This is a genomic window from Stenotrophomonas ginsengisoli, from assembly GCF_001431485.1.
GTDB classification, from domain to species: domain Bacteria; phylum Pseudomonadota; class Gammaproteobacteria; order Xanthomonadales; family Xanthomonadaceae; genus Stenotrophomonas; species Stenotrophomonas ginsengisoli.
Window position 1 is genome coordinate 12,738 of the sequence record NZ_LDJM01000004.1, and the last position, 19,038, is coordinate 31,775.

Here is a 19,038-nt window from a genome sequence, read left to right on the forward strand (position 1 = left end):
ATGACCCAGCCCAGCGTGTTTGCCCAGTTGCTCGGTACGCAGTTTGCGCATCTGTCGCCCCGCGTGGCGCAGTTGCACCAGCTCGACGGGCCGGGCCACTGGCAGGGGCAGTGCGTCATCCAGCGCGGCCAGCATCCCGTGGCCCGGCTCTGCGCCTGGGCGGCACGCCTGCCGCCGGGCGGGCAGGCGTTGGCCACCACGGTGACCCTGCAGCGCAGTGCCGGGCAGGAAACTTGGACGCGCAACTTCGGCGGGGTGCCGATGCGCTCGCGGATGTGGCCCTGGCAGGGCCGGTTGCGCGAGCGCCTGGGGCTGGTGCAGTTCGATTTCCAGCTGGGCGTCCAGGATGGCGCCTTGACCTGGAACACGCGGGCGGTGCGGGTACTGGGCATTGTGCCGCTGCCGGCCGCCTGGTTTGCCGGCGTGCAGTGCACCGAGGCGGTGGACGGGCAGGGCCGCTACACCTTCGATGTGCGTGCCAGCCTGCCGCTGGTCGGCCTGATCGTGCATTACCGCGGCTGGTTGCTGCCCGGCTGAGGCAACCCGGCAGGCGATACCGGAAATTTCAGCAAGCTGGGCGTCAGCTGCGGCACGGCGCTTTCCTATATGATAATGATTCTCGTTAGAGCGTCATGGGCACCCGCGTGGGTATCGCAGCAGGCAAGCACGGCATTGGCAGCACCCCGCAGGCAGGCCCGGCGTGGGCGGGCCTGCATTTCGGCCCGCGCCCGTCCGCGCCGGCAGGCCCGGGGCGGGGGCGTCATTGGCCGCTGGCCCTGGCCAGCCTGGCCGCGCACGGTCTGCTGATTGCAGCCCTGTTGCAGGCCGCGCCCAGCCAGCCGCTGGCTGGCAACAGCGAATCTGCCCCCGAGCGCGTCCAGCTGCGCTTCGTCACTGCATCCAGCATCCTGCGCGAGCAGGGCGCGGCAGCGGCCAGCCCGGCATCGCTGTCCCCGCCACAGGCGCCGGCCTCGACATCGACATCGACAGCGAGCACCACGGCAACGGCCAGGCCCTTGCCGGTCAGCCCGGTGCCTGCGCCGCTGGCCGTGGCAAGCCTGCCTGCTGCGACCGGGCCGGCATCTGCGCCCCCGGCCGGCCCTGCGGTGCAGAGTGTGGCGGCCACTGCCGCGGCGCCGGCCACAGCGGCCGATGCCACGGCAGCCAGCCATGGCACTGCCGGGCCTGGCCTGGCGGCACACGGCCACGGCAGCGCCTCACACAGCAGTGCCCCGGCCCAGGACAGCCAGGGCGTGGCCGACTGGAGCCAGGCAGTGATGCGCCAGCTGGCCCGCTTCCGTACCTATCCGGCTGCCGCCCGCGCCCAGCGCGTGGAAGGAGTGGTGATGGTGCATGCCACCATCGCCGCCGATGGCCAGGTGCTGGCCACCCGGGTGCGTCATTCCTGCGGCAACCCGGATCTGGATGCCGAAGCCCTGGCCACCTTCAGCCGCGCCCGTCGCCTGCCGGCCCCGCCGGCGCACCTGCCCAGTCCGCTCCAGGTGGACCTGCCGGTGGCCTTCACCCTGCGCAGCTGATCCGTTTTGCTGCCGACACTGCCGTCCCGATCAGGGGGGGGCGGGCAAATCGTCGCTGCCGGGGCAGCTTCTACAGGGACGCTTGGCCTGTGCACCTACCGGTAGGTGCGGCTCCAGCCGCGAGGCGGAGTGCCTCGTCGGGAAAGCCGTCGCTGCCCGGGCAGCTCCTGCAGGGGCGCTTGGTCCCTGCATCTACTGGCAGGAGCGGCTCCAGCCGCGAGAGTCGCTTGGAGAGGCTGTGCGAGAATCGCGTGCATGGTGATCAACGCGGAACATTTCCAGGCACTGCGCCTGCTGCTGGACGACCCCAGCCTTCCCAAACCTCCCGTGCCTGCGTGGCCGGGCGCACTCCCTGCAGGCGAATATGCCTGTGATGCAGCCCCTGGCCCAAGTGGCGCCATCCAGCACGCCGTGCTGTCGTTATTCCAACGCTCCGGGCGGCCCTGTTTGAGCACCGACGGCGCCACGGGTACCGTGCGCCAGACCCTGCACACACCGTTCCAAGGGTTGGAATGCTGGCAATGGGATATCGACTGGGACGACGGCAGCGGCACTTTGCGCTGCGAACGCCTGTGGCTGCATGCACGCAACGGTCAACGCTTTGACCTCTACGATGCACAGGGCCAGTGCACTACGTACACACTGGTGGCCGAAGAGGTGATCGCGCAGCGCTGCCTGTGGCCGGAGCCTTTGTGCATGGCCGTCTACCAAGCCATTGATACAGCGCACCTGCCCAGCTATCTGCACCAGATCGAAATTCTGGAATATGACGACCAGCCCCTGCTGCAATGCGGTATTGGGTGTTGCACGGTGAACGATGCGCAGACCGATGCGGACGGCATTTACCACGCCATGCTGGAGTGGTCGCTGCACCAGGACGTTGGGAATGTGCTGGCACCCACGCAGATCCGCTGGCACATCCATGACGGGGATCGTTTTGACTGGCTGCATGCCGATGGCAGCGCCACGCCCTTTACGTGGCTGCGCAACATCTAGGCAATGCGCCGGCTGGTACCTGATGCGCGCAAGGTGCTGTCAATTGTTCAAATGCCAATGAAAATTCAGCCATGAAAAGCACCTCAACGAGGTGCTTTTCTCCAGCTGCCTGCTGCAGATACAGCGCAGCGCACTGTGTTCAGAATGGCAGCTTGGGCATGCCGCCGCCGTCCATCATGCGCGGCAGCGCCACCGCTGTGGTTGTTGTGGGCAATCCAGCTCACAGGGTGCTGAGGAAATCCAACAGTGCCTGGCGTTCGGCGGCGCTCAGGCCCAGTGGCTGCAGCAGCGGGTCGGTGGTGGGGAAGCTGGGGTCATTGGCCTGTTCACCGACCGGGCGCGGGCGGAAGGCGCCGGCGTTGTACATGTTGACGATGCCCTCCAGGTTGGGGAACAGGCCGTTGTGCATGTACGGGCCGTTGCGCGGCACATTGCGCAGCGAGGGAGTGCGGAAGGCGCCGCTGTCGGCCGGGTTGCCGGTCACTCCATAGCGGCCCAGGTCTTCCAGCTCGCGGCCGAAGAAGTGGATGCCCAGGTTGTGGAAGGCATCGTCGCTCATGGTCGGGCCGTTGTGGCAGTTGATGCAGCGCGCCTTGGTGCGGAACAGGTGCAGGCCGAGCAGCTGGTTGTCGCTCAGGGCGTTGTCGCGGCCGGCCAGGTAACGGTCAAAGCCGCGGTTGCGCGGGTACAGGGTGCGCTGGAAGGCGGCGATGGACTTGGCCACCTTGTCCATGGCGATGCGGCCCGGCCCGAAGGCCGCGTCAAACTGCTCGCGGTAACCGGCATCGCGGCGCAGGTAGCGCTCCATGCGGGCGATGGTATTGGCCATTTCAACCGGGTCATGGATCGGGAACTGTGCCTGGTTTTCCAGGCTGCCGCCACGGCCGTCCCAGAACTGGTGTGCGCTGTAGGGGGCCATGGACACGTCCATGGCATTGCGCCGGCCGGGCTGGCGGTCATGGCCGAAGGAGACGCGCTTGCCATCGCCCCAGCCGAGCTGGCGGTCATGGCAGTTGGCGCAGGCAATCTGTCCGGAGGCCGACAGCTTCGGGTCCTCGAACAGACGCTGGCCCAGGGCCACCTTCTGCGCTGTGCCGGGGTTGTCGGCCGGCTCCGGTGGTGGCAACAGTGGCCCCAGTTCGCGCCGCGCCACGCCCTCGGACCAGTACGCGGCCGGCCAGTGCGCCGGCGTCTGCCGGTACAGCGCCCGCAGGCAGCTGATGTCCTGGCTGCCATCGGCCAGCTGCCGCTGGCAGTTTTCCAGTGCAGCACCGGAGTGGTCATCAGCCTTGCCCGGGGCGACGCAAAGCACGATGCCTGCCAGGGTCATCAGGCCCAGGCAGGCATACAGATAGCGCCGCAGACGCTGGCGGGCGTTGAACGACGCTGACGTGGGGGCGGGGGCTGACATACCGTTACCAATGAGAGGGCGCCGGCGGTGCCGGCGCCATGACAGCTTAGAACCTGTAACCCAGCTCCACCCAGAACGAGCGGCCGGTTTCGTACTGCGGGATGTCCTGGGCACCCAGGCTGGTGACATTGACCCGGTCCAGCAGGTTGAAGATGTCCAGGTTCACGAACGCGGCCTGCTGGCCGGCCAGGGCCTTTTCCCAGCTGATGCGCACATCCCAGTTGAGGCTGGCGCAGAAATCGCGGCGGTCGTAGACATCGGCAATCACGCCGTTGACCTCCACGCTTTCACCGGTCTTGCCGATGTCGCGGTAACCGGCGCGGTAACGCAGGAAGTGGGTGATGGCCAGGTCCCAGCGCTCGATGGCGGTGGTGGTGGTCAGGCGCGCGGTCCACGGCCGGGTGTAGTTGTTGGCCGGCAGCTGGCTGCGGTGCAGCAGCTGGCCCAGGTACTGCACATAGTCGGTGTCGTAGTACAGGTTGCCGGCAGCGTCATCCTGGTAGCTGGGCGAGGCGTACTTCTGGTCGGTCCAGTCCAGTGCGGCCTGCCAGACGGTGGTGCTGCCGGCCCAGCGCAGCGGCTGGCGACCATCGGCGGTCAGGCTCCAGATCTGGTTGTGGCTGCGCCCGTCATTGGTCCAGGTGGTATAGCCGGCGGACAGGTCGCGGGTATCGGTCGAGGGTTCGCCGATGGCCAGGCCCGAGGCCTGGATGACCTGGTCGCGGCCAAGACGGTTGATGAACTTCAGGCCCAGGGTGGCCGCCTCGAAGCGCTGGCTGAAACCAAGCATCAGCTCATCGTCATAGGCGACGTCGAGCTGGTTGAAGACGTTGTCGGCCGGGGCCTGGGTGCCGACAGTCCAGGCATCGTCCAGGGAGTTGCGGCGCTCGCCGTTGTAGCGCAGGCGGTTGATGTTTTCCTGCAGGCGCCAGCGGGCGATGGAGCGGCCGTAGTAGCGGTTCACGCCGGCCTGGAGCAGGCGGCTGCCATCAGCGTCGATATCCCACGAGGCGGCCAGACGCGGGGCCAGGGTGGTCTGTGCCATGTAGTCATCACGTTCCACGCGCAGGCCCGGGCGCACGGACACATTGCCGATGCGCATGTCGTCTTCCACATACAGCGCGCCAGACAGGGTGCTGAAGCCGAACCCGCCCACCGCATAGCGGGTGCGGTTGCTGAAGAACTGCCCGGCCCAGCCGTTGTTGGTGGCCACCGTGCTGTGGGTGGTGCCCATGGCGCAGGTGGTGGTGTCGGTGATGCCGGCACTGTTGCTGCAGGTGCTGGTGCGCTTGGGCACCACGTAGATGCTGCTCTCGCTCAGGCGGGCATAGTCGTAGGCATCGCGGCCCAGCTGGGCGCCGGCGCTGAGGCGGTGCAGCACGCTGCCGGTGGCGATCGGGTCCCAGCGCACATCCAGCTTGTACTGGGCGCTGCGTTGTTCCTGTTCGACCTGGCCGTACTCGCCCTGCAGGCTGTTGTTGCCGGTGCCCCAGTCCTTGGAGTCGGAGCGGGTCCAGGCGTAGTAGTCATCGCTGTGGCCGTGGCGGCTCTGCTCGTTGCGGGTCAGGCCCAGTTGCTGGTCCACCTGGCCCCAGTCGGTACGCCAGTCCAGCCGCAGGTTGGCCTGCAGGCCGCCGTTGCGGATATCAATCTGCGAATCGACGATGTTGGAGCGGAAATAGGTGTCTTCCTGCGGCGCGTACATCAGGCTGGCCTGCAGCTCGATGCGCTCGCTGGCTTCCCACACAGCCTTGATGAAGGCGTTGTCGATGGCCCGTTGCTGGGTGCGCTTGTCCTTGCCGTACTGCTCCACCAGGTGGGAGGAATAGAACATGGACGGAATGGTCGAGCGCTTGCGGCTGAAGCTGGCCAGCACGCCGACGTCATCGCTCAGCCAGCCTTCGCTGGTGGCACGCCAGGTGGTCTTCTCGAACTCCGGCTGGCCATCGCCCCAGGAGGACGCATTGGCATAGCTTTCGCGTTGCGCTGCATTGACGTGGTAATGCGTCCACGACGAGCGGCTCATCTGGGTGGAGATTTCACTGCGCGTCTGCCGGCTCGGCTTGCGCGTGACCGCATCGACCACACCGCCGGTGAAACCACCCCAGGCCGCGGAGACGTTGCTGTCCAGCACGGTCAGCTCACCGAGCAGGCGCGCATCCAGGGCAAAGGCCTGGCTGCTGCCCGGGCCGCCGTACAGGCGGTAGGGCGAGGCATCACCGGCCGGGTCGATGCTGTTGTTCATGCCCATGCCATCGATGCTGAAGTTGTTCTGGTAGAACGCCGCACCGTTGATGCTGACCTCGGCGGGGCTGATCTCGCCGGGGGTGAAGCTGGAGAGCTGGCCGTTGTCGTACTGCACGGCCGGGTTGATCTTGAGCAGGCTGCCGATATCGCCATTGCCGGCTGGCTGGTTGGCAATGTAGCTGGCATCCAGGGTCTGCTTGCCGGCGTACGGGCTGCTGGCCGCCTCGTCCTCCACTTCCAGGGTGGGCAGGACCAGGTCACTGCCGTGGGACTGGGCGGCGGCGCTGAGCGGGGCCAGCAGGGCGCCGAGCAGGGCAAGGCAGAGCGGATGCTGGGCAGGCAGGTGACGGCTCACGTGTTTTCTCTAAGGACAGCGCACACGGCATGGCCAGGCGGCGCGTTGGGCGCCGGCACAAGGGGCCGTGGTGCAAGGCAGGAGGGGCGCATCGAAAGATGCGCGGTCATGCAGGCGCTGGCTGTGCGTTCAGGCCGCCGGGCGGGGAGAGAGGCCGGCCGGTGGGATGGGCGTAACTGGCGTGCGGAAGCAGGTAACCGATGCCAATGATAATGATTCTCATGTGCGGCGCAACTAAAAATTAATGCGCGCTCAACCCACGCTCCGGCTGTGGTTCAGGTGCTTGAACTGTGCCGCCACGATCCGCACATCAGGTGCATCGGTCGATCGACCTTTTGCCACCTTGAGAGGACGCCCCCATGCGGATGGACAAGCTCACCACGCGTTTCAGCCAGGCCCTGCAGGATGCCCAGTCGCTGGCCGTGGGCCGTGACCACACCATCATCGAACCGGTGCACTTGATGCAGGCCCTGCTCGAGCAGCAGGGGGGCAGCACGCGCCCGTTGCTGGCCCAGGCCGGGGTCAATGTGCCGCTGTTGCGCGAGCGCATCGGCGAGTTGCTGGCCAAGCTGCCCACGGTGACCGGCCAGGCCGGCAATGTGTCCATCGGCAATGACTTGGCGCGCCTGCTCAACCAGGCCGACAAGGCCGCCCAGCAGGCCGGTGATGCCTTCATTGCCAGCGAGTGGTTCGTGCAGGCGGCAGTGGACGAGGCCGGCGCGCTGGGCATGGTCCTGCGCCAGGCCGGTGCTGACAAGAAGAAGGTGGCCGCGGCCATCGAGGCCATCCGTGGAGGGGAAAACGTGACCAGCGAAAATGCCGAAGACCAGCGCCAGGCGCTGGCCAAGTACACCATCGACCTGACCGAGCGCGCCGAGAGCGGCAAGCTGGATCCGGTGATCGGCCGCGACGAGGAAATCCGTCGCGCCATCCAGGTGCTGCAGCGCCGGACCAAGAACAACCCGGTGCTGATCGGCGAACCCGGCGTGGGCAAGACCGCCATCGTCGAAGGCCTGGCCCAGCGCATCATCAACGGTGAAGTGCCCGAGGGCCTGCGTGGCAAGCGGGTGCTGAGCCTGGACATGGGCGCGCTGATTGCCGGGGCCAAGTTCCGTGGCGAGTTCGAGGAGCGCCTCAAGGCCGTGCTCAATGACCTGGCCAAGAGCGAAGGCCAGGTGATCCTGTTCATCGACGAGCTGCACACCATGGTCGGCGCCGGCAAGGCCGATGGCGCCATGGATGCCGGCAACATGCTCAAGCCGGCCCTGGCCCGTGGCGAGCTGCACTGCATCGGCGCCACCACCCTGGACGAGTACCGCCAGTACATCGAGAAGGATGCCGCACTGGAACGCCGCTTCCAGAAGGTGCTGGTGGGCGAGCCGACGGTGGAGGACACCATTGCCATCCTGCGCGGGCTCAAAGAGAAGTACGCCGTGCACCACGGGGTGGAGATCACCGACCCGGCGATCATTGCCGCGGCCACCCTGTCCAACCGCTACATCACCGACCGCCAGCTGCCGGACAAGGCGATCGACCTGATGGACGAAGCGGCCAGCCGCATCCGCATGGAGATCGACTCCAAGCCGGAGGAGCTGGACCGCATCGAGCGCCGCCTGATCCAGCTCAAGATCCAGCGCGAGATGCTGAAGAAGGAGAAGGACGAGGCCTCGCGCAAGCGCCTGGCCGAGATGGAGGCCGACATCGGCGCGCTGGAGCGCGAGTTCAACGACCTGGATGAAGTGTGGAAGGCCGAAAAGGCCTCGCTGCAGGGCGCCACCAAGGTCAAGGAGCAGATCGAGGCGGCCAAGCTGGAGCTGGAAGCGGCCCAGCGTGCCCAGGACTACGCCAGGATGAGCGAGATCCAGTACGGCCGCATCCCGCAGCTGGAAAAGCAGCTGGCCGCGGCCAATGCGGCCGAGCAGGGTGAGTTCAAGCTGCTCAAGGAAAAGGTCACCGCCGAGGAAATTGCCGAAGTGGTGGGCCGTTGGACCGGCATTCCGGTCAGCCGCATGCTCGAAGGCGAGCGCGAAAAGCTGCTGCGCATGGAAGACGAGCTGCACAAGCGCGTGGTCGGCCAGGAAGAGGCGATCAAGGTCGTCTCCGACGCGGTGCGCCGTTCGCGTGCCGGCCTCAGTGACCCCAACCGTCCGTCCGGCTCGTTCCTGTTCCTGGGGCCCACCGGCGTGGGCAAGACCGAGCTGTGCAAGGCACTGGCCGATTTCCTGTTCGACTCGTCCGATGCCATGGTGCGCATCGACATGAGCGAGTTCATGGAAAAGCATGCGGTCAGCCGCCTGATCGGTGCGCCCCCGGGTTATGTCGGTTACGAGGAAGGCGGTTACCTGACCGAGGCCGTGCGCCGTCGCCCGTACTCGCTGATCCTGCTGGATGAAGTGGAGAAGGCGCACCCGGACGTGTTCAACATCCTGCTGCAGGTGCTCGACGACGGCCGCCTCACCGATGGCCAGGGACGCACGGTGGACTTCCGCAATACCGTCATCGTGATGACCTCCAACCTGGGCAGTGCCCAGATCCAGGAGCTGGCCGGCGAGGGCACGGCCGAGGCCTACACCCAGATGAAGGCGGCGGTGATGGGCGTGGTGCAGGCGCACTTCCGCCCGGAGTTCATCAACCGCCTGGATGACCTGGTGGTGTTCCACCCGCTGGACAAGACGCAGATCCGTTCGATTGCCGCCATCCAGATGAGCGGTTTGAACAAGCGCCTGGCCGAGCGTGGCCTGACCCTGCAGGTAAGCGATGCCGCCTTTGATGTGCTGGGCAATGTGGGCTTTGACCCGGTCTACGGCGCCCGCCCGCTTAAGCGTGCGATCCAGGCCCAGCTGGGAAACCCGCTGGCGCAGAATATCCTCTCCGGGCAGTACGCCAGCGGCGACACCATCGTTGTCGATGCCCAGGGCGGCGAGCTGGTCTTCAGCAAGGCGTAAACACCCGCCTCAATACCGCAATACCGCAATACCGCAATACCCACAGGCCCCGGTATCCCCGGGGCCTGTTTTTTGAGTTGCCATCTGGCCGGGGCTTGCGGGCGGCCGGGGTGGTGTCGTGGGACTTGCTTTCGTAGGAGCGGTCCCGGCCGCGATGCCTTGCCGGTACGCGACAGGCTGTGACGGATAGCCTGCCAGCTGCGCCTTAGTGAAGCCGCATCGCCGCTTGCTGGCTGTGCTCCTGCTGTTGTGCCTGCAGCGGATGATCGGCCTGCGGCGTTGTTTCCAGCGCCTGCGCCCGCTGCAGCGACTGGCTTTCCGGTGCGGCCACCGCCTCGGCGGTAGGCAGGTGGGCACGCCGATGGGCGGGGTCGTCCGGTGAGCCCTGCACCAGGAAGACATGCGCCCCGGCCGGTTGGGTGGCCGTGGCCTGGCTGAGCAGCACATGGTCCACCCGTTCAAAGCCGTGTTCGCGCGCGCTGGCATACAGGCTGGCACTCAGGTTGGCGCTGTGCTGGTCCCAGGGCTTGCCCTGCGCGGCATCCAGTTGCGCCACCTTGCCCTGGATCTGTTCCAGCAGCGGGTCGGCGCGCTCGTGATGGCTGGGGGGAGCGGCGGCCATGGGCAGCTCGGCCAGCGTGTCCGGTTGCCGCAGCTGGCTGGTGGCTGGCCCGGCGCTGGCCGGGGCCAGCGTCGGAGGGCTGGTCATCGGTGCCATCGGCGGCGGCAACACCACACTGCCCGGTGCGGCGGGCCCATGCAGCCCGTGTGGCACATTCGGGGCCGGCACATGGTGGGGCAGGGCATAGAACGGGAGGTTCGGGGCGCCGGTGTCCTGGATCGCCAGGGTCCGGCCGCTGCCGCCCAGGTTGATGCCATTGCAGTTCAGCAACTCCGGGCGTAGCCCCAGTCTGCCCATGTCCAGGCTGATGGGTAAGGCGGTGTTGCTGTCCCAGACACGGTGGGCGGCCTGTTCGGCATTGGCGATCACCTGCAGGGCGGTCGCCGCATAGTAATTCGGGTAATCCGAGTGCCCGGTTGTCCCCATCCGGAGTATCTGCGGCGGCTTGTTGTAGTAATGCTGGTCTATGGCCGCCTGGTTGCCGGCATCCAGGGTCAGGGTGTTGTCTGGGTTGGGGGAGTAACCGGGTTTCCATGTAGCGGTCTTGGTACTTTGATCGTAATCGAAGTAGTCCAGCATTCGACTGCCGCCCAGTGCGTGCAACTCTGTTGGGTCTACACTCCTGCCCTCCGCCAGCAAGCGGTCAGCCAGGATGTTCAAGCCACGTACCTGTGCGCTGGCTTCGTCCCAACGGGTCTGGTTCAAATATGTTTCGAGCGGGGCGCTGTAGTCTCGTGGCGGCTCACCGCCGGCATCGGCCACCTTCCTGGCATCGCGGTGGTAGTCCATCCAGACGTCGGCCATCTGGCTTGCATTGCGCGCGTGTTCCAGTTCGTGGGCGAACAGGAAGGTCAGTTTCCCCGAATCGGTTCGATTACTACTGGCGCGCAACAATGAGTCCAGTTCCAAGTTCAGGCTGCCGGAGGACGGGTCATATTCCGCTCCCCGATTACTGCCGGGTGCTAGCAGTCCCAGAGTTGTCAATTCAGGCTTGCTGTCACTGCTGTTGGCCAGGGTGTCATTGAACAGGTCAACCAAGGCCGGTGAGCTGGTGATGGCATCGCGCAGGCCGTCCATATGCTGCTGCGTTACGCCGGGCTGGCTGGTCAGGGTAGTGAGCAGGCTCTCGGCTTCGGGGCTGAGCACGCTCATGGCCGCACCTGCTGAGGCATCGGCTGGAGGGTGATGCCTTTGATGCACAGCCGCCCATTCAACTGGGTGCTGGGGAGAAGAGCGACGGTCAATGCGAAGTGCTCTGTCTCAGCGATATGGTGCAGTGGGCCGGTTCTGTACCAATTCACAAAGCCCATCGCTTCCAGCTCGGGGCGCAAGGCCGCCCAGTCGGTCGGGCCATCGCAGATCGGGGCCGGGTCCATATACGCCGAATCAGCCAATGGGCGGTGCTCTACAAAAACACGTATCTCCGGCACGACGGAAGTGTCGTTCAAAAACCAGACCATTGCCCAGTTCGCGTGGATGCGTGCGCTATAACCATGGCGTGGTGGGGGCATTCCATCACTGGGCATCCCCAGTGCCTTTCCGGCAATTTCCGGTGTGATGTCGGCAAAGCGTGGCACCGTGCGTAGCAGGTGCAACACGCCCTGCCAGGCACGCTCGGGGCTGTGGCCCTCCCGGATGGGCCAGGTCTCCCAGCGTTTTACGTAGTCGTCGTGTTGTTGCTGCGTGGTCATACGGGCAGTTCCTTCCTTGGCGGTTGCTGCGGTTGCTGCGGTTGCTGCGGTTGCTGCGGTTGCTGTGGCTGTGGCTGTGCTTACTGTGGCTGTCGAGTTGGCGGTGCTGGCCGGGGTATCTGCTGCGTGCGTGTCGCCGCCATGACGGCAGCCGGCAAGCGTCAGCAGCATTGCCATGGCCAGGCAGGGCATCCGGTGTGTACGCATGGGCATCCAGGTCCTTGTCGATGTGTGCAGGGTAACGGTGCCGTTGCAGGCAAGCCCGGAAGCCGGTCACATCACCGGCGTTGTGCAGGACAGGCTGTCGCTCCACCAAGGCCGGTGAACGGGTGATGGCATCGCGCAGGCCGTCCATATGCTGCTGCGTTACACCGGGCTGGCTGGCCAGGGTAGTGAGCAGGCTCTCGGCCTTGGGGCTGAGCACGCTCATGGCCGCACCTTCTGCGGCATCGGCTGGAGGGTGATGCCTTTGATGCATAGCCGCCCATTCAACTGGGTGCTGGGGAGAAGAGCGACGGTCAATGCGAAGTGCTCTGTCTCAGCGATATAGTGTAGTGGGCCGGTTCTGTACCAGTTCACAAAGCCCATCGCTTCCAGCTCGGGGCGCAAGATCGCCCAGTCGGTCGGGCCATCGCATACCGGGGCCGGGTCCATGTAGGTAGAACCGGGTACCGGACGGTGGCCTACTGATACCTCCAGCATCGGCACGACTGTGCGTTCATCCAGAACCCAGCCCAGTGCCCAGTCCGGATGGATACGCGCGCTGTAGCCGCGCAGGGGCGGGGGCAGGCTTTGCCCGGGCATCCCCAGCGCCGGCCCGGCGATTTCCGGGGTGATGTCGGCAAAGCGCGGCACGGTGCGTAGCAGGTGCAACACCCCCTGCCAGGCGCGCTCGGGGCTGTGGCCCTCGCGGATGGGCCAGGCCTCCCAGCGTTTTATTTCCTCATCGTGTTGTTGCTGCAGGGTCATACGGGCAGTTCCTTCCTTGGCGGTTGCTGTGGTTGCCGTGCTGACGGCATTGGCTGGGGTATCTGCTGCGTGCGTGCCGCCGCTATGACGGCAGCCGGCAAGGCCCAGCAGCAGGGCTGCGGCCAGGCAGGGCATCAGGGGTGTGCGCATGGGCATCAAGGTCCTTGTCGATGCGTGCAGGGTAGCGGAGCCGTTACAGGCAAGCCCGGAACCGGGTCACATCCCCGGCGCTGTGCAGGCCAGGGTGTCATTGAATAATTCCACCAAAGCCGGTGAACTGGTGATGGCATCGCGCAGGCCGTCCATATGCTGCTGCGTTACACCGGGCTGGTTGGCCAGGTCGCTGAGCAGGCTTTCGGCCTTGGGGCTGAGCGTACTCATGGGCGCACCTTTTGTGGCATCGGGGTGATTTTGATTCTCCTGATGCACAACTTTTTCAATTCGCTGCTTGGCAACAGAGCGATGCTCAAGGCGTAATGATCGTTATAGGTATAGGGGTTCAGGTCAGTCATGTATCCCCAGGTCGTAAACCCCATTTCCTCCAACGCCTCACGCAAGGCGGGCCAGTCGGTCGGGCCATCGCAGACCGGGGCCGGGTCAACATAGGGCGCACCCATTTGTGGGCGGTGCCCCACAGACACGTCCACCATCGGCAATGAAGTGCGTTCATCCAGTGCCCAGTAGAGCGCCCAGTCCGGGTGGATGCGTGCGCTGTAGCCGCGCAGGGGTGGGGGCAGGCTTTGACCGGGCATTCCCAGCGCCGGTCCGGCGATTTCCGGGGTGATGTCGGCAAAGCGCGGCACCGTGCGCAGGATGTGCAACACGCCCTGCCACGCACGCTCGGGGCTGTGGCCCTCGCGGATGGGCCAGGCCTCCCAGCGTTTTATTTCCTCATCGTGTTGTTGCTGCACGGTCATGCGGGCAGTTCCTTCCTTGGCGGTTGCTGTGATTGCTGTGATTGCTGTGGCTGTCGCGTTGGCGGTGCTTGCCGGGGTATCTGCTGCGTGCGTGCCGCCGCTATGACGGCAGCCGGCAAGCGCCAGCAGCAGGGCCATGGCCAGGCAGGGCGTCTGGTGTGTACGCATGGGCATCCAGGTCCTTGTCGATGTGTGCAGGGTAATAGTGCAGTTACAGGCAAGCTCGTGAGCCGATCACATCACCGGCGCTGTGCTGGCCACGCTGTCATGGGACAGGTCAACCCAGGCTGGTGAGCTGGTGATGGCATCGCGCAGGCCGGCCATATGCTGCTGCGTTACGCCGGGCTGGCTGGCCAGGGTAGTGAGCAGGCTCTCGGCCTTGGGGCTGAGCACGCTCATGGTCGCACCTGCTGCGGCATCGGCTGGAGGGTGATGCCTTTGATGCACAGCCGCCCATTCAACTGGGTGCTGGGCAGCAGATCGATGGACAGCGCATAGTGATCATTTGCGCTGGAATAATCCAAAGCGCTCCATTGTGCCCACAGCGTGAACCCCATCGCTTCCAGCTCGGGGCGTAAGACGGCCCAGTCGGTGGGGCCATCGCAGACCGGGGCCGGGTCGAAATAGGTGCGTGAATGCATTTGCGGACGATGGCTTACATCAACGCTGATTTCTGGAACGCTCAATCCATCGTCAAATGACCAGCCCAATGCCCAGTCGTCGTGAATCCTGGCGCTGTATCCACGGTGCGGCGCGGGCAGTCCGTCACTGGGCATCCCCAGCGCCTGTCCGGCAATTTCCGGGGTAATGTCGGCAAAGCGTGGCACCGTGCGTAGCAGGTGCAGCACGCCCTGCCACGCACGCTCGGGGCTGTGGCCCTCCCGGATGGGCCAGGTCTCCCAGTGGCGCATCCGTTCTTCGGCTTGTTGGGTGGTGGTCATGGCAGGCGTTCCCTCCTTGGCGGCTGTCGTGGCTGTCGAGTTGGCGCTGCTGGCCGGGTTATCTGCTGCGTGCGTGCTGCCGCTATGACGGCAGCCGGCAAGCGCCAGCAGCAGGGCTGCGGCCAGGCAAGCCATCAGGGGTGTGCGCATGGGCATCAAGGTCCGTGTGGATGCGTGCAGGGTAGCTGAGCCGTTACAGGCAAGCCCGGAAGCCGGTCACATCACCGGCGTTGTGCAGGACAGGCTGTCATTGAACCGCTCTACCAACGCGGGTGAGCTGGTGATGGCATCGCGCAGGCCGGCCATGTGCTGCTGCGTTACACCGGGCTGGCTGGCCAGGGTAGTGAGCAGGCTTTCGGCCTTGGGGTTGAGCACGCTCACGGCCGCACCTTCTGCGGCATCGGCTGGAGGGTGATGCCTTTGATGCATAGCCGCCCATTCAACTGGGTGCTGGGGAGTAGAGCGACGGTCAATGCGAAGTGCTCTGTCTCAGCGATATGGTGCAGTGGGCCGGTTCTGTACCAGTTCACAAAGCCCATCGCTTCCAGCTCGGGGCGCAAGATCGCCCAGTCGGTCGGGCCATCGCATACCGGGGCCGGGTCGAAATAGGTGCGTGAATGCATTTGCGGACGATGGCTTACATCGACACTGATTTCCGGAACGCTCAATCCATCGTCAAATGACCAGCCCAATGCCCAGTCGTCGTGAATCCTGGCGCTGTATCCACGGTGCGGCGCGGGCAGTCCGTCACTGGGCATCCCCAGTGCCTGGCTGGCGATCTCCGGGGTGATGTCGGCAAAGCGTGGCACTGTGCGTAGCAGGTGCAACACGCCCTGCCAGGCACGCTCGGGGCTGTGGCCTTCGCGGATGGGCCAGGCGTCCCAGCGTTTCACGTAGTCGTCGTGTTGTTGTTGCGTGGTCATGCGGGCAGTTCCTTCCTTGGCGGTTGCTGCGGTCGTCGCGTTGGCGGTGCCGGCCGGGGTATCTGTTGCGTGCGTGCCGCCGCCATGGCGGCAGCCGGCAAGCGTCAGCAGCAGGGCCATGGCCAGGCAGGCCATCCGGTGTGTGCGCATGGGCATCAAGGTCCTTGTCGATGTGTGCAGGGTAACGGTGCCGTTGCAGGCAAGCCCGGAAGTCGGTCACATCACCGGCGCTGCGCATGCCAGGGTGTCATTGCACAGATCAACCAAGGCCGGTGAGCGGGTGATGGCATCGCGCAGGCCGTCCATATGCTGCGGGGTCACACCGGGCTGGCTGGCCAGGGTGGTGAGCAGGCTCTCGGCCTTGGGGCTGAGCACGCTCATGGTCGCACCTGCTGTGGCATCGGCTGGATGGTGATGCCTTTGATGCATAGCCGCCCATTCAACTGGGTGCTGGGCAGCAGATCGATGGACAGCGCATAGTGATCATTTGCGCTGGAATAATCCAAAGCGCTCCATTGTGCCCACAGGGTGAACCCCATCGCTTCCAGCTCGGGGCGCAAGGCCGCCCAGTCGGTCGGGCCATCACAGACCGGGGCCGGGTCCATGTAGGTAGAACCGGGTACCGGACGGTGGCCCACTGATACCTCCAGCATCGGCACGAGTGTGCGCTCATCCAGAATCCAGCCCAGTGCCCAGTCTGGGTGAATGCGCGCGCTGTAGCCGCGCAGGGGCGGGGGCAGGCTTTGCCCGGGCATCCCCAGCGCCTGTCCGGCGATTTCCGGGGTGATGTCGGCAAAGCGCGGCACCGTGCGTAGCAGGTGCAATACGCCCTGCCAGGCACGCTCGGGGCTGTGGCCTTCGCGGATGGCCCAGGCGTCCCAGCGTTTTATCTCCTCGTCGTGTTGTTGCTGCACGGTCATGCGGGCAGCTTCTTCCTTGGCGGTTGCTGCGGTCGTCGCGTTGGCGGTGCTGGCCGCGGTATCTGCTGCCTGCGTGCCGCCGCTATGACGGCAGCCGGCAAGCGCCAGCAGCAGGGCCATGGCCAGGCAGGGCATCCGGTGTGTACGCATGGGCATCCAGGTCCTTGTCGATGTGTGCAGGGTAACCATCCCGGTTGCGACCGGGACGGTACGGCGTCACGGCACACATTGTCCGGGGCAGGGCACTGCCTGCGAGGTATGCCTGTGTTGCCAGCCAGAACACAGCACCCTGTATGGACGGGCCCGAGCCGCGATGGATGTCTGGGGTAATCGGGCATGCTCCAGGCATCGCGCCTTGCGGCGCTGCCAGCAAGCGATGTCCCGATCTGATGCCCCTGCATCGGGGACTCATGCCAAAGCGTCATCGGTCGCATCTGCAACCAGTGCTGCACGTGTGGGTATCATCGGCTATTGTCTATACATCCTTCAATCCGGATAGAGCGATGACTGATTCAGCCTGGAAGCCCGAAACGATCGCCGTACACGGTGGTTACCGCCCCGATCCGAGTACCCGCGCGGTGGCGGTGCCCATCTACCAGACCGTGGCCTATGCCTTTGACGACACCCAGCACGGGGCCGACCTGTTCGACCTGAAGGTGCCGGGCAACATCTACACCCGGATCATGAACCCCACCACTGATGTGCTGGAGCAGCGCGTGGCGGCGCTGGAAGGCGGCATTGGCGCATTGGCACTGGCCTCGGGCCAGGCGGCGATCACCTATGCGATCCAGACCATTGCCGAGGCCGGTGACAACATCGTCGCCGCCAGTGCGCTGTACGGCGGTACCTACAACCTGCTGGCGCACACGCTGCCGCAGTGGGGCATCACCGCCCGCTTTGCCGCCAGTGATGACCCGGCCGATTTCGCCGCCTTGATTGATGGCAGGACCAAGGCGATCTTTGTCGAGTCGATCGGCAACCCGCGCGGCAATGTCACCGATATCGCGGCCATTGCCGCCATCGCCCATGATGCCGGTGTGCCGCTGATCGTGGACAACACGGTGGCCAGCCCCTACCTGCTGCGCCCCTTCGAACACGGCGCCGACATCGTGGTGCATTCGCTGACCAAGTATCTGGGCGGGCATGGCACCAGCTTAGGGGGGGCGATTGTGGACTCCGGGAAGTTTCCCTGGGCCGAGCATGCCGCCCGCTTCCCGCGCTTGAACACCCCGGACCCGAGTTACCACGGCGTGGTCTATACCGACGCGTTGGGGCCGGCAGCCTTCATCGGCCGGGCGCGGGTGGTGCCGCTGCGCAACACCGGCGCGGCGATCTCCCCGTTCAACGCCTTCCTGATCCTGCAGGGCATCGAAACGCTGGCCCTGCGCATGGAGCGCATCAATGCCAACACCCTGGCCGTGGCCCGCTACCTGCAGCAGCACCACGGCGTGGCATGGGTCAATTACGCCAGCCTGGAAGACCATCCGGACCACGCCCTGGCCAAGCGTTACCTGCGCGATGGCGGTGCCTCGGGCCTGCTGACCTTCGGCCTGCCCGGTGGCCGGGAAGCGGGCGCACGCTTCCTCGATGCACTGGGGTTGTTCACCCGCCTGGTCAATATCGGTGATGCCAAGTCGCTGGCCACCCATCCGGCCTCCACCACCCACCGCCAGTTGTCGCCGGAAGAGCTCAAAAGCGCCGGGGTCAGCGAGGACGCCGTGCGCCTGTGCGTGGGCATCGAGCATATCGATGACCTGCTGGCCGACCTGGAGCAGGCGCTGGCCGCGGCCATCGGCTGAGTGCATAGGGCAACGGCCACCGAAGTGGCCCTTGCCGATCACCGCTTACCAGGCGATGGTGAAACGCCGGCCGATGTGCTGCGGCTTTTCCAGCTCGTCGACCACGGCGATGGCCAGATCGGCCGCGCTGATGGTGCCCGGGCCATCGTCAGTGGACAGCGGTTGATCGCTGCCGGTGCGGTAGTGGCCGGTGCGCTGGCTGGGGCCGCCGGGATGGAAGACCGGCGGTGGGCTGAGTTGGGTCCATTCCAGCGCGGTTTCGTTCTTCAGCTCGTTCAGGGCATCGCGGGCGGCGTTGGCGCCGTCAAAGATGGCCGCCGGGAAGTCCGGCGCGTCCACCAGCTGGCTGCCATCGGGCAGGTACAGGCTGCCGGCGCCGCCGATCACCAGGTAACGCTTGACTCCGGCGGCCTTGGTCGCCGCAACGATGGCGCGGGTGCCGGCCATGAAGTCACGGTAGATGTCCGGGTTGTCCCAGCCGGCATTGAAGGCGCTGATTACCGCCTCATTGCCGGCCAGGGCGGCCTGCAGCCGGGTGCTGTCGTGCACATCGGCCTGGATGGCATGCAGGCCGGCGTGGCTGGGCAGTTTTTCCGGGTGCCGGACCGGGGCGGTGACCTGGTGGCCACGGGCCAGCAGTTCTTGCAGTACAGCGCTGCCGACAAAGCCGGTGGCGCCAATCAGGGCGATTTTCATCAGCTGCTCCAAGGTGTGATCGAAGGTGGCCAGTCTGCGCGTCCAGGCGTGGGCGCGGCAGTGGCAAA

Annotated in this window: 19 protein-coding genes; 5 read left to right on the forward strand and 14 right to left on the reverse strand. The window is 65.7% G+C overall.

What is annotated here, in order from left to right:
* The 3 genes from ABB30_RS00905 to ABB30_RS00915 all read left to right on the forward strand — a co-directional run bounded on the left by ABB30_RS00905 (position 1) and on the right by ABB30_RS00915 (position 2,534).
* Complete coding sequence (locus ABB30_RS00905; protein WP_057636365.1) at positions 1 to 537, forward strand: DUF4166 domain-containing protein; 537 nt, start codon at positions 1 to 3, stop codon at positions 535 to 537.
* 95 nt (positions 538 to 632) lie between these two features.
* The gene (locus tag ABB30_RS00910; RefSeq protein ID WP_057636366.1) at positions 633 to 1,538 is read left to right on the forward strand and encodes an energy transducer TonB family protein; all 906 of its coding nucleotides are present in this window, start codon (positions 633 to 635) and stop codon (positions 1,536 to 1,538) included.
* A 255-nt stretch (positions 1,539 to 1,793) separates the two neighbouring features.
* Positions 1,794 to 2,534, forward strand: coding sequence for a hypothetical protein (locus ABB30_RS00915; RefSeq protein ID WP_152980479.1), 741 nt, complete (start codon positions 1,794 to 1,796; stop codon positions 2,532 to 2,534).
* Positions 2,535 to 2,754: 220 nt separating this feature from the next.
* Here ABB30_RS00915 and ABB30_RS00920 read toward each other — a convergent pair whose 3' ends face one another.
* Positions 2,755 to 3,945 carry a cytochrome-c peroxidase gene (locus tag ABB30_RS00920; RefSeq protein ID WP_211263427.1) on the reverse strand — a complete coding sequence of 397 codons (1,191 nt, stop codon included), beginning with the start codon at positions 3,943 to 3,945 and terminating at the stop codon, positions 2,755 to 2,757.
* 46 nt (positions 3,946 to 3,991) lie between these two features.
* Entirely contained in the window at positions 3,992 to 6,547 is a 2,556-nt protein-coding gene (locus tag ABB30_RS00925) for a TonB-dependent receptor (protein WP_057636368.1), read from the reverse strand.
* Between the two features lie 359 nt (positions 6,548 to 6,906).
* On the opposite strand from ABB30_RS00925, the gene clpB reads away from it, so the two are divergent.
* Positions 6,907 to 9,492: an ATP-dependent chaperone ClpB gene (clpB, locus tag ABB30_RS00930; protein WP_057636369.1), complete on the forward strand. Its 2,586-nt coding sequence runs from the start codon at positions 6,907 to 6,909 to the stop codon at positions 9,490 to 9,492.
* A 205-nt stretch (positions 9,493 to 9,697) separates the two neighbouring features.
* Here the strand turns inward: clpB and ABB30_RS00935 are convergent, their stop codons facing one another.
* From ABB30_RS00935 to ABB30_RS00965, 11 genes are all read right to left on the reverse strand, one after another.
* Positions 9,698 to 11,266, reverse strand: coding sequence for an XVIPCD domain-containing protein (locus tag ABB30_RS00935; RefSeq protein WP_057636370.1), 1,569 nt, complete (start codon positions 11,264 to 11,266; stop codon positions 9,698 to 9,700).
* Entirely contained in the window at positions 11,263 to 11,982 is a 720-nt protein-coding gene (locus tag ABB30_RS16415; protein ID WP_161808803.1) for a hypothetical protein, read from the reverse strand. The genes ABB30_RS00935 and ABB30_RS16415 overlap by 4 nt, the downstream gene beginning before the upstream one ends.
* A 249-nt stretch (positions 11,983 to 12,231) precedes the next feature.
* Positions 12,232 to 12,924: a hypothetical protein gene (locus tag ABB30_RS00945; RefSeq protein ID WP_152980480.1), complete on the reverse strand. Its 693-nt coding sequence runs from the start codon at positions 12,922 to 12,924 to the stop codon at positions 12,232 to 12,234.
* Between the two features lie 66 nt (positions 12,925 to 12,990).
* Complete coding sequence (locus ABB30_RS16420; protein WP_161808804.1) at positions 12,991 to 13,155, reverse strand: hypothetical protein; 165 nt, start codon at positions 13,153 to 13,155, stop codon at positions 12,991 to 12,993.
* The gene (locus tag ABB30_RS00950) at positions 13,152 to 13,829 is read right to left on the reverse strand and encodes a hypothetical protein (RefSeq protein ID WP_161808805.1); all 678 of its coding nucleotides are present in this window, start codon (positions 13,827 to 13,829) and stop codon (positions 13,152 to 13,154) included. The genes ABB30_RS16420 and ABB30_RS00950 overlap by 4 nt, the downstream gene beginning before the upstream one ends.
* A 96-nt stretch (positions 13,830 to 13,925) precedes the next feature.
* Positions 13,926 to 14,090: a hypothetical protein gene (locus ABB30_RS16425; protein WP_161808806.1), complete on the reverse strand. Its 165-nt coding sequence runs from the start codon at positions 14,088 to 14,090 to the stop codon at positions 13,926 to 13,928.
* Positions 14,087 to 14,782, reverse strand: coding sequence for a hypothetical protein (locus ABB30_RS00955; protein WP_057636374.1), 696 nt, complete (start codon positions 14,780 to 14,782; stop codon positions 14,087 to 14,089). The genes ABB30_RS16425 and ABB30_RS00955 overlap by 4 nt, the downstream gene beginning before the upstream one ends.
* Positions 14,783 to 14,848: 66 nt before the next feature.
* Positions 14,849 to 15,013, reverse strand: a complete 165-nt coding sequence (locus ABB30_RS16430; protein WP_161808807.1) for a hypothetical protein — start codon at positions 15,011 to 15,013, stop codon at positions 14,849 to 14,851.
* Positions 15,010 to 15,675, reverse strand: coding sequence for a hypothetical protein (locus ABB30_RS00960; protein ID WP_152980482.1), 666 nt, complete (start codon positions 15,673 to 15,675; stop codon positions 15,010 to 15,012). The genes ABB30_RS16430 and ABB30_RS00960 overlap by 4 nt, the downstream gene beginning before the upstream one ends.
* A gap of 96 nt (positions 15,676 to 15,771) precedes the next feature.
* Positions 15,772 to 15,936: a hypothetical protein gene (locus ABB30_RS16435; RefSeq protein ID WP_161808808.1), complete on the reverse strand. Its 165-nt coding sequence runs from the start codon at positions 15,934 to 15,936 to the stop codon at positions 15,772 to 15,774.
* The gene (locus tag ABB30_RS00965; protein ID WP_152980483.1) at positions 15,933 to 16,625 is read right to left on the reverse strand and encodes a hypothetical protein; all 693 of its coding nucleotides are present in this window, start codon (positions 16,623 to 16,625) and stop codon (positions 15,933 to 15,935) included. The genes ABB30_RS16435 and ABB30_RS00965 overlap by 4 nt, the downstream gene beginning before the upstream one ends.
* A 353-nt stretch (positions 16,626 to 16,978) precedes the next feature.
* Between ABB30_RS00965 and ABB30_RS00970 the strand changes: the two genes are divergently transcribed.
* Positions 16,979 to 18,274: an O-acetylhomoserine aminocarboxypropyltransferase/cysteine synthase family protein gene (locus ABB30_RS00970; RefSeq protein WP_057636377.1), complete on the forward strand. Its 1,296-nt coding sequence runs from the start codon at positions 16,979 to 16,981 to the stop codon at positions 18,272 to 18,274.
* 45 nt (positions 18,275 to 18,319) lie between these two features.
* On the opposite strand, the gene ABB30_RS00975 is transcribed toward ABB30_RS00970, so the two are convergent.
* Positions 18,320 to 18,970 carry an NAD(P)-dependent oxidoreductase gene (locus ABB30_RS00975; protein WP_057636418.1) on the reverse strand — a complete coding sequence of 217 codons (651 nt, stop codon included), beginning with the start codon at positions 18,968 to 18,970 and terminating at the stop codon, positions 18,320 to 18,322.
* Between the last annotated feature and the right edge of the window lie 68 nt (positions 18,971 to 19,038).

Bases quoted from the DNA above. Each gene is read 5' to 3' on its own strand.
- ABB30_RS00905 (WP_057636365.1), top strand. From the start codon at position 1: ATGACCCAGCCCAGCGTGTTTGCCCAGTTGCTCGGTACGCAGTTTGCG.
- ABB30_RS00910 (WP_057636366.1), top strand. From the start codon at position 633: ATGGGCACCCGCGTGGGTATCGCAGCAGGCAAGCACGGCATTGGCAGC.
- ABB30_RS00915 (WP_152980479.1), top strand. From the start codon at position 1,794: ATGGTGATCAACGCGGAACATTTCCAGGCACTGCGCCTGCTGCTGGAC.
- ABB30_RS00920 (WP_211263427.1), bottom strand. From the start codon at position 3,945: ATGTCAGCCCCCGCCCCCACGTCAGCGTCGTTCAACGCCCGCCAGCGT.
- clpB (WP_057636369.1), top strand. From the start codon at position 6,907: ATGCGGATGGACAAGCTCACCACGCGTTTCAGCCAGGCCCTGCAGGAT.
- ABB30_RS00935 (WP_057636370.1), bottom strand. From the start codon at position 11,266: ATGAGCGTGCTCAGCCCCGAAGCCGAGAGCCTGCTCACTACCCTGACC.
- ABB30_RS16415 (WP_161808803.1), bottom strand. From the start codon at position 11,982: ATGGCAATGCTGCTGACGCTTGCCGGCTGCCGTCATGGCGGCGACACG.
- ABB30_RS00945 (WP_152980480.1), bottom strand. From the start codon at position 12,924: ATGCGCACACCCCTGATGCCCTGCCTGGCCGCAGCCCTGCTGCTGGGC.
- ABB30_RS16420 (WP_161808804.1), bottom strand. From the start codon at position 13,155: ATGAGTACGCTCAGCCCCAAGGCCGAAAGCCTGCTCAGCGACCTGGCC.
- ABB30_RS00950 (WP_161808805.1), bottom strand. From the start codon at position 13,829: ATGGCCCTGCTGCTGGCGCTTGCCGGCTGCCGTCATAGCGGCGGCACG.
- ABB30_RS16425 (WP_161808806.1), bottom strand. From the start codon at position 14,090: ATGAGCGTGCTCAGCCCCAAGGCCGAGAGCCTGCTCACTACCCTGGCC.
- ABB30_RS00955 (WP_057636374.1), bottom strand. From the start codon at position 14,782: ATGCGCACACCCCTGATGGCTTGCCTGGCCGCAGCCCTGCTGCTGGCG.
- ABB30_RS00960 (WP_152980482.1), bottom strand. From the start codon at position 15,675: ATGGCCCTGCTGCTGACGCTTGCCGGCTGCCGCCATGGCGGCGGCACG.
- ABB30_RS16435 (WP_161808808.1), bottom strand. From the start codon at position 15,936: ATGAGCGTGCTCAGCCCCAAGGCCGAGAGCCTGCTCACCACCCTGGCC.
- ABB30_RS00965 (WP_152980483.1), bottom strand. From the start codon at position 16,625: ATGCGTACACACCGGATGCCCTGCCTGGCCATGGCCCTGCTGCTGGCG.
- ABB30_RS00970 (WP_057636377.1), top strand. From the start codon at position 16,979: ATGACTGATTCAGCCTGGAAGCCCGAAACGATCGCCGTACACGGTGGT.
- ABB30_RS00975 (WP_057636418.1), bottom strand. From the start codon at position 18,970: ATGAAAATCGCCCTGATTGGCGCCACCGGCTTTGTCGGCAGCGCTGTA.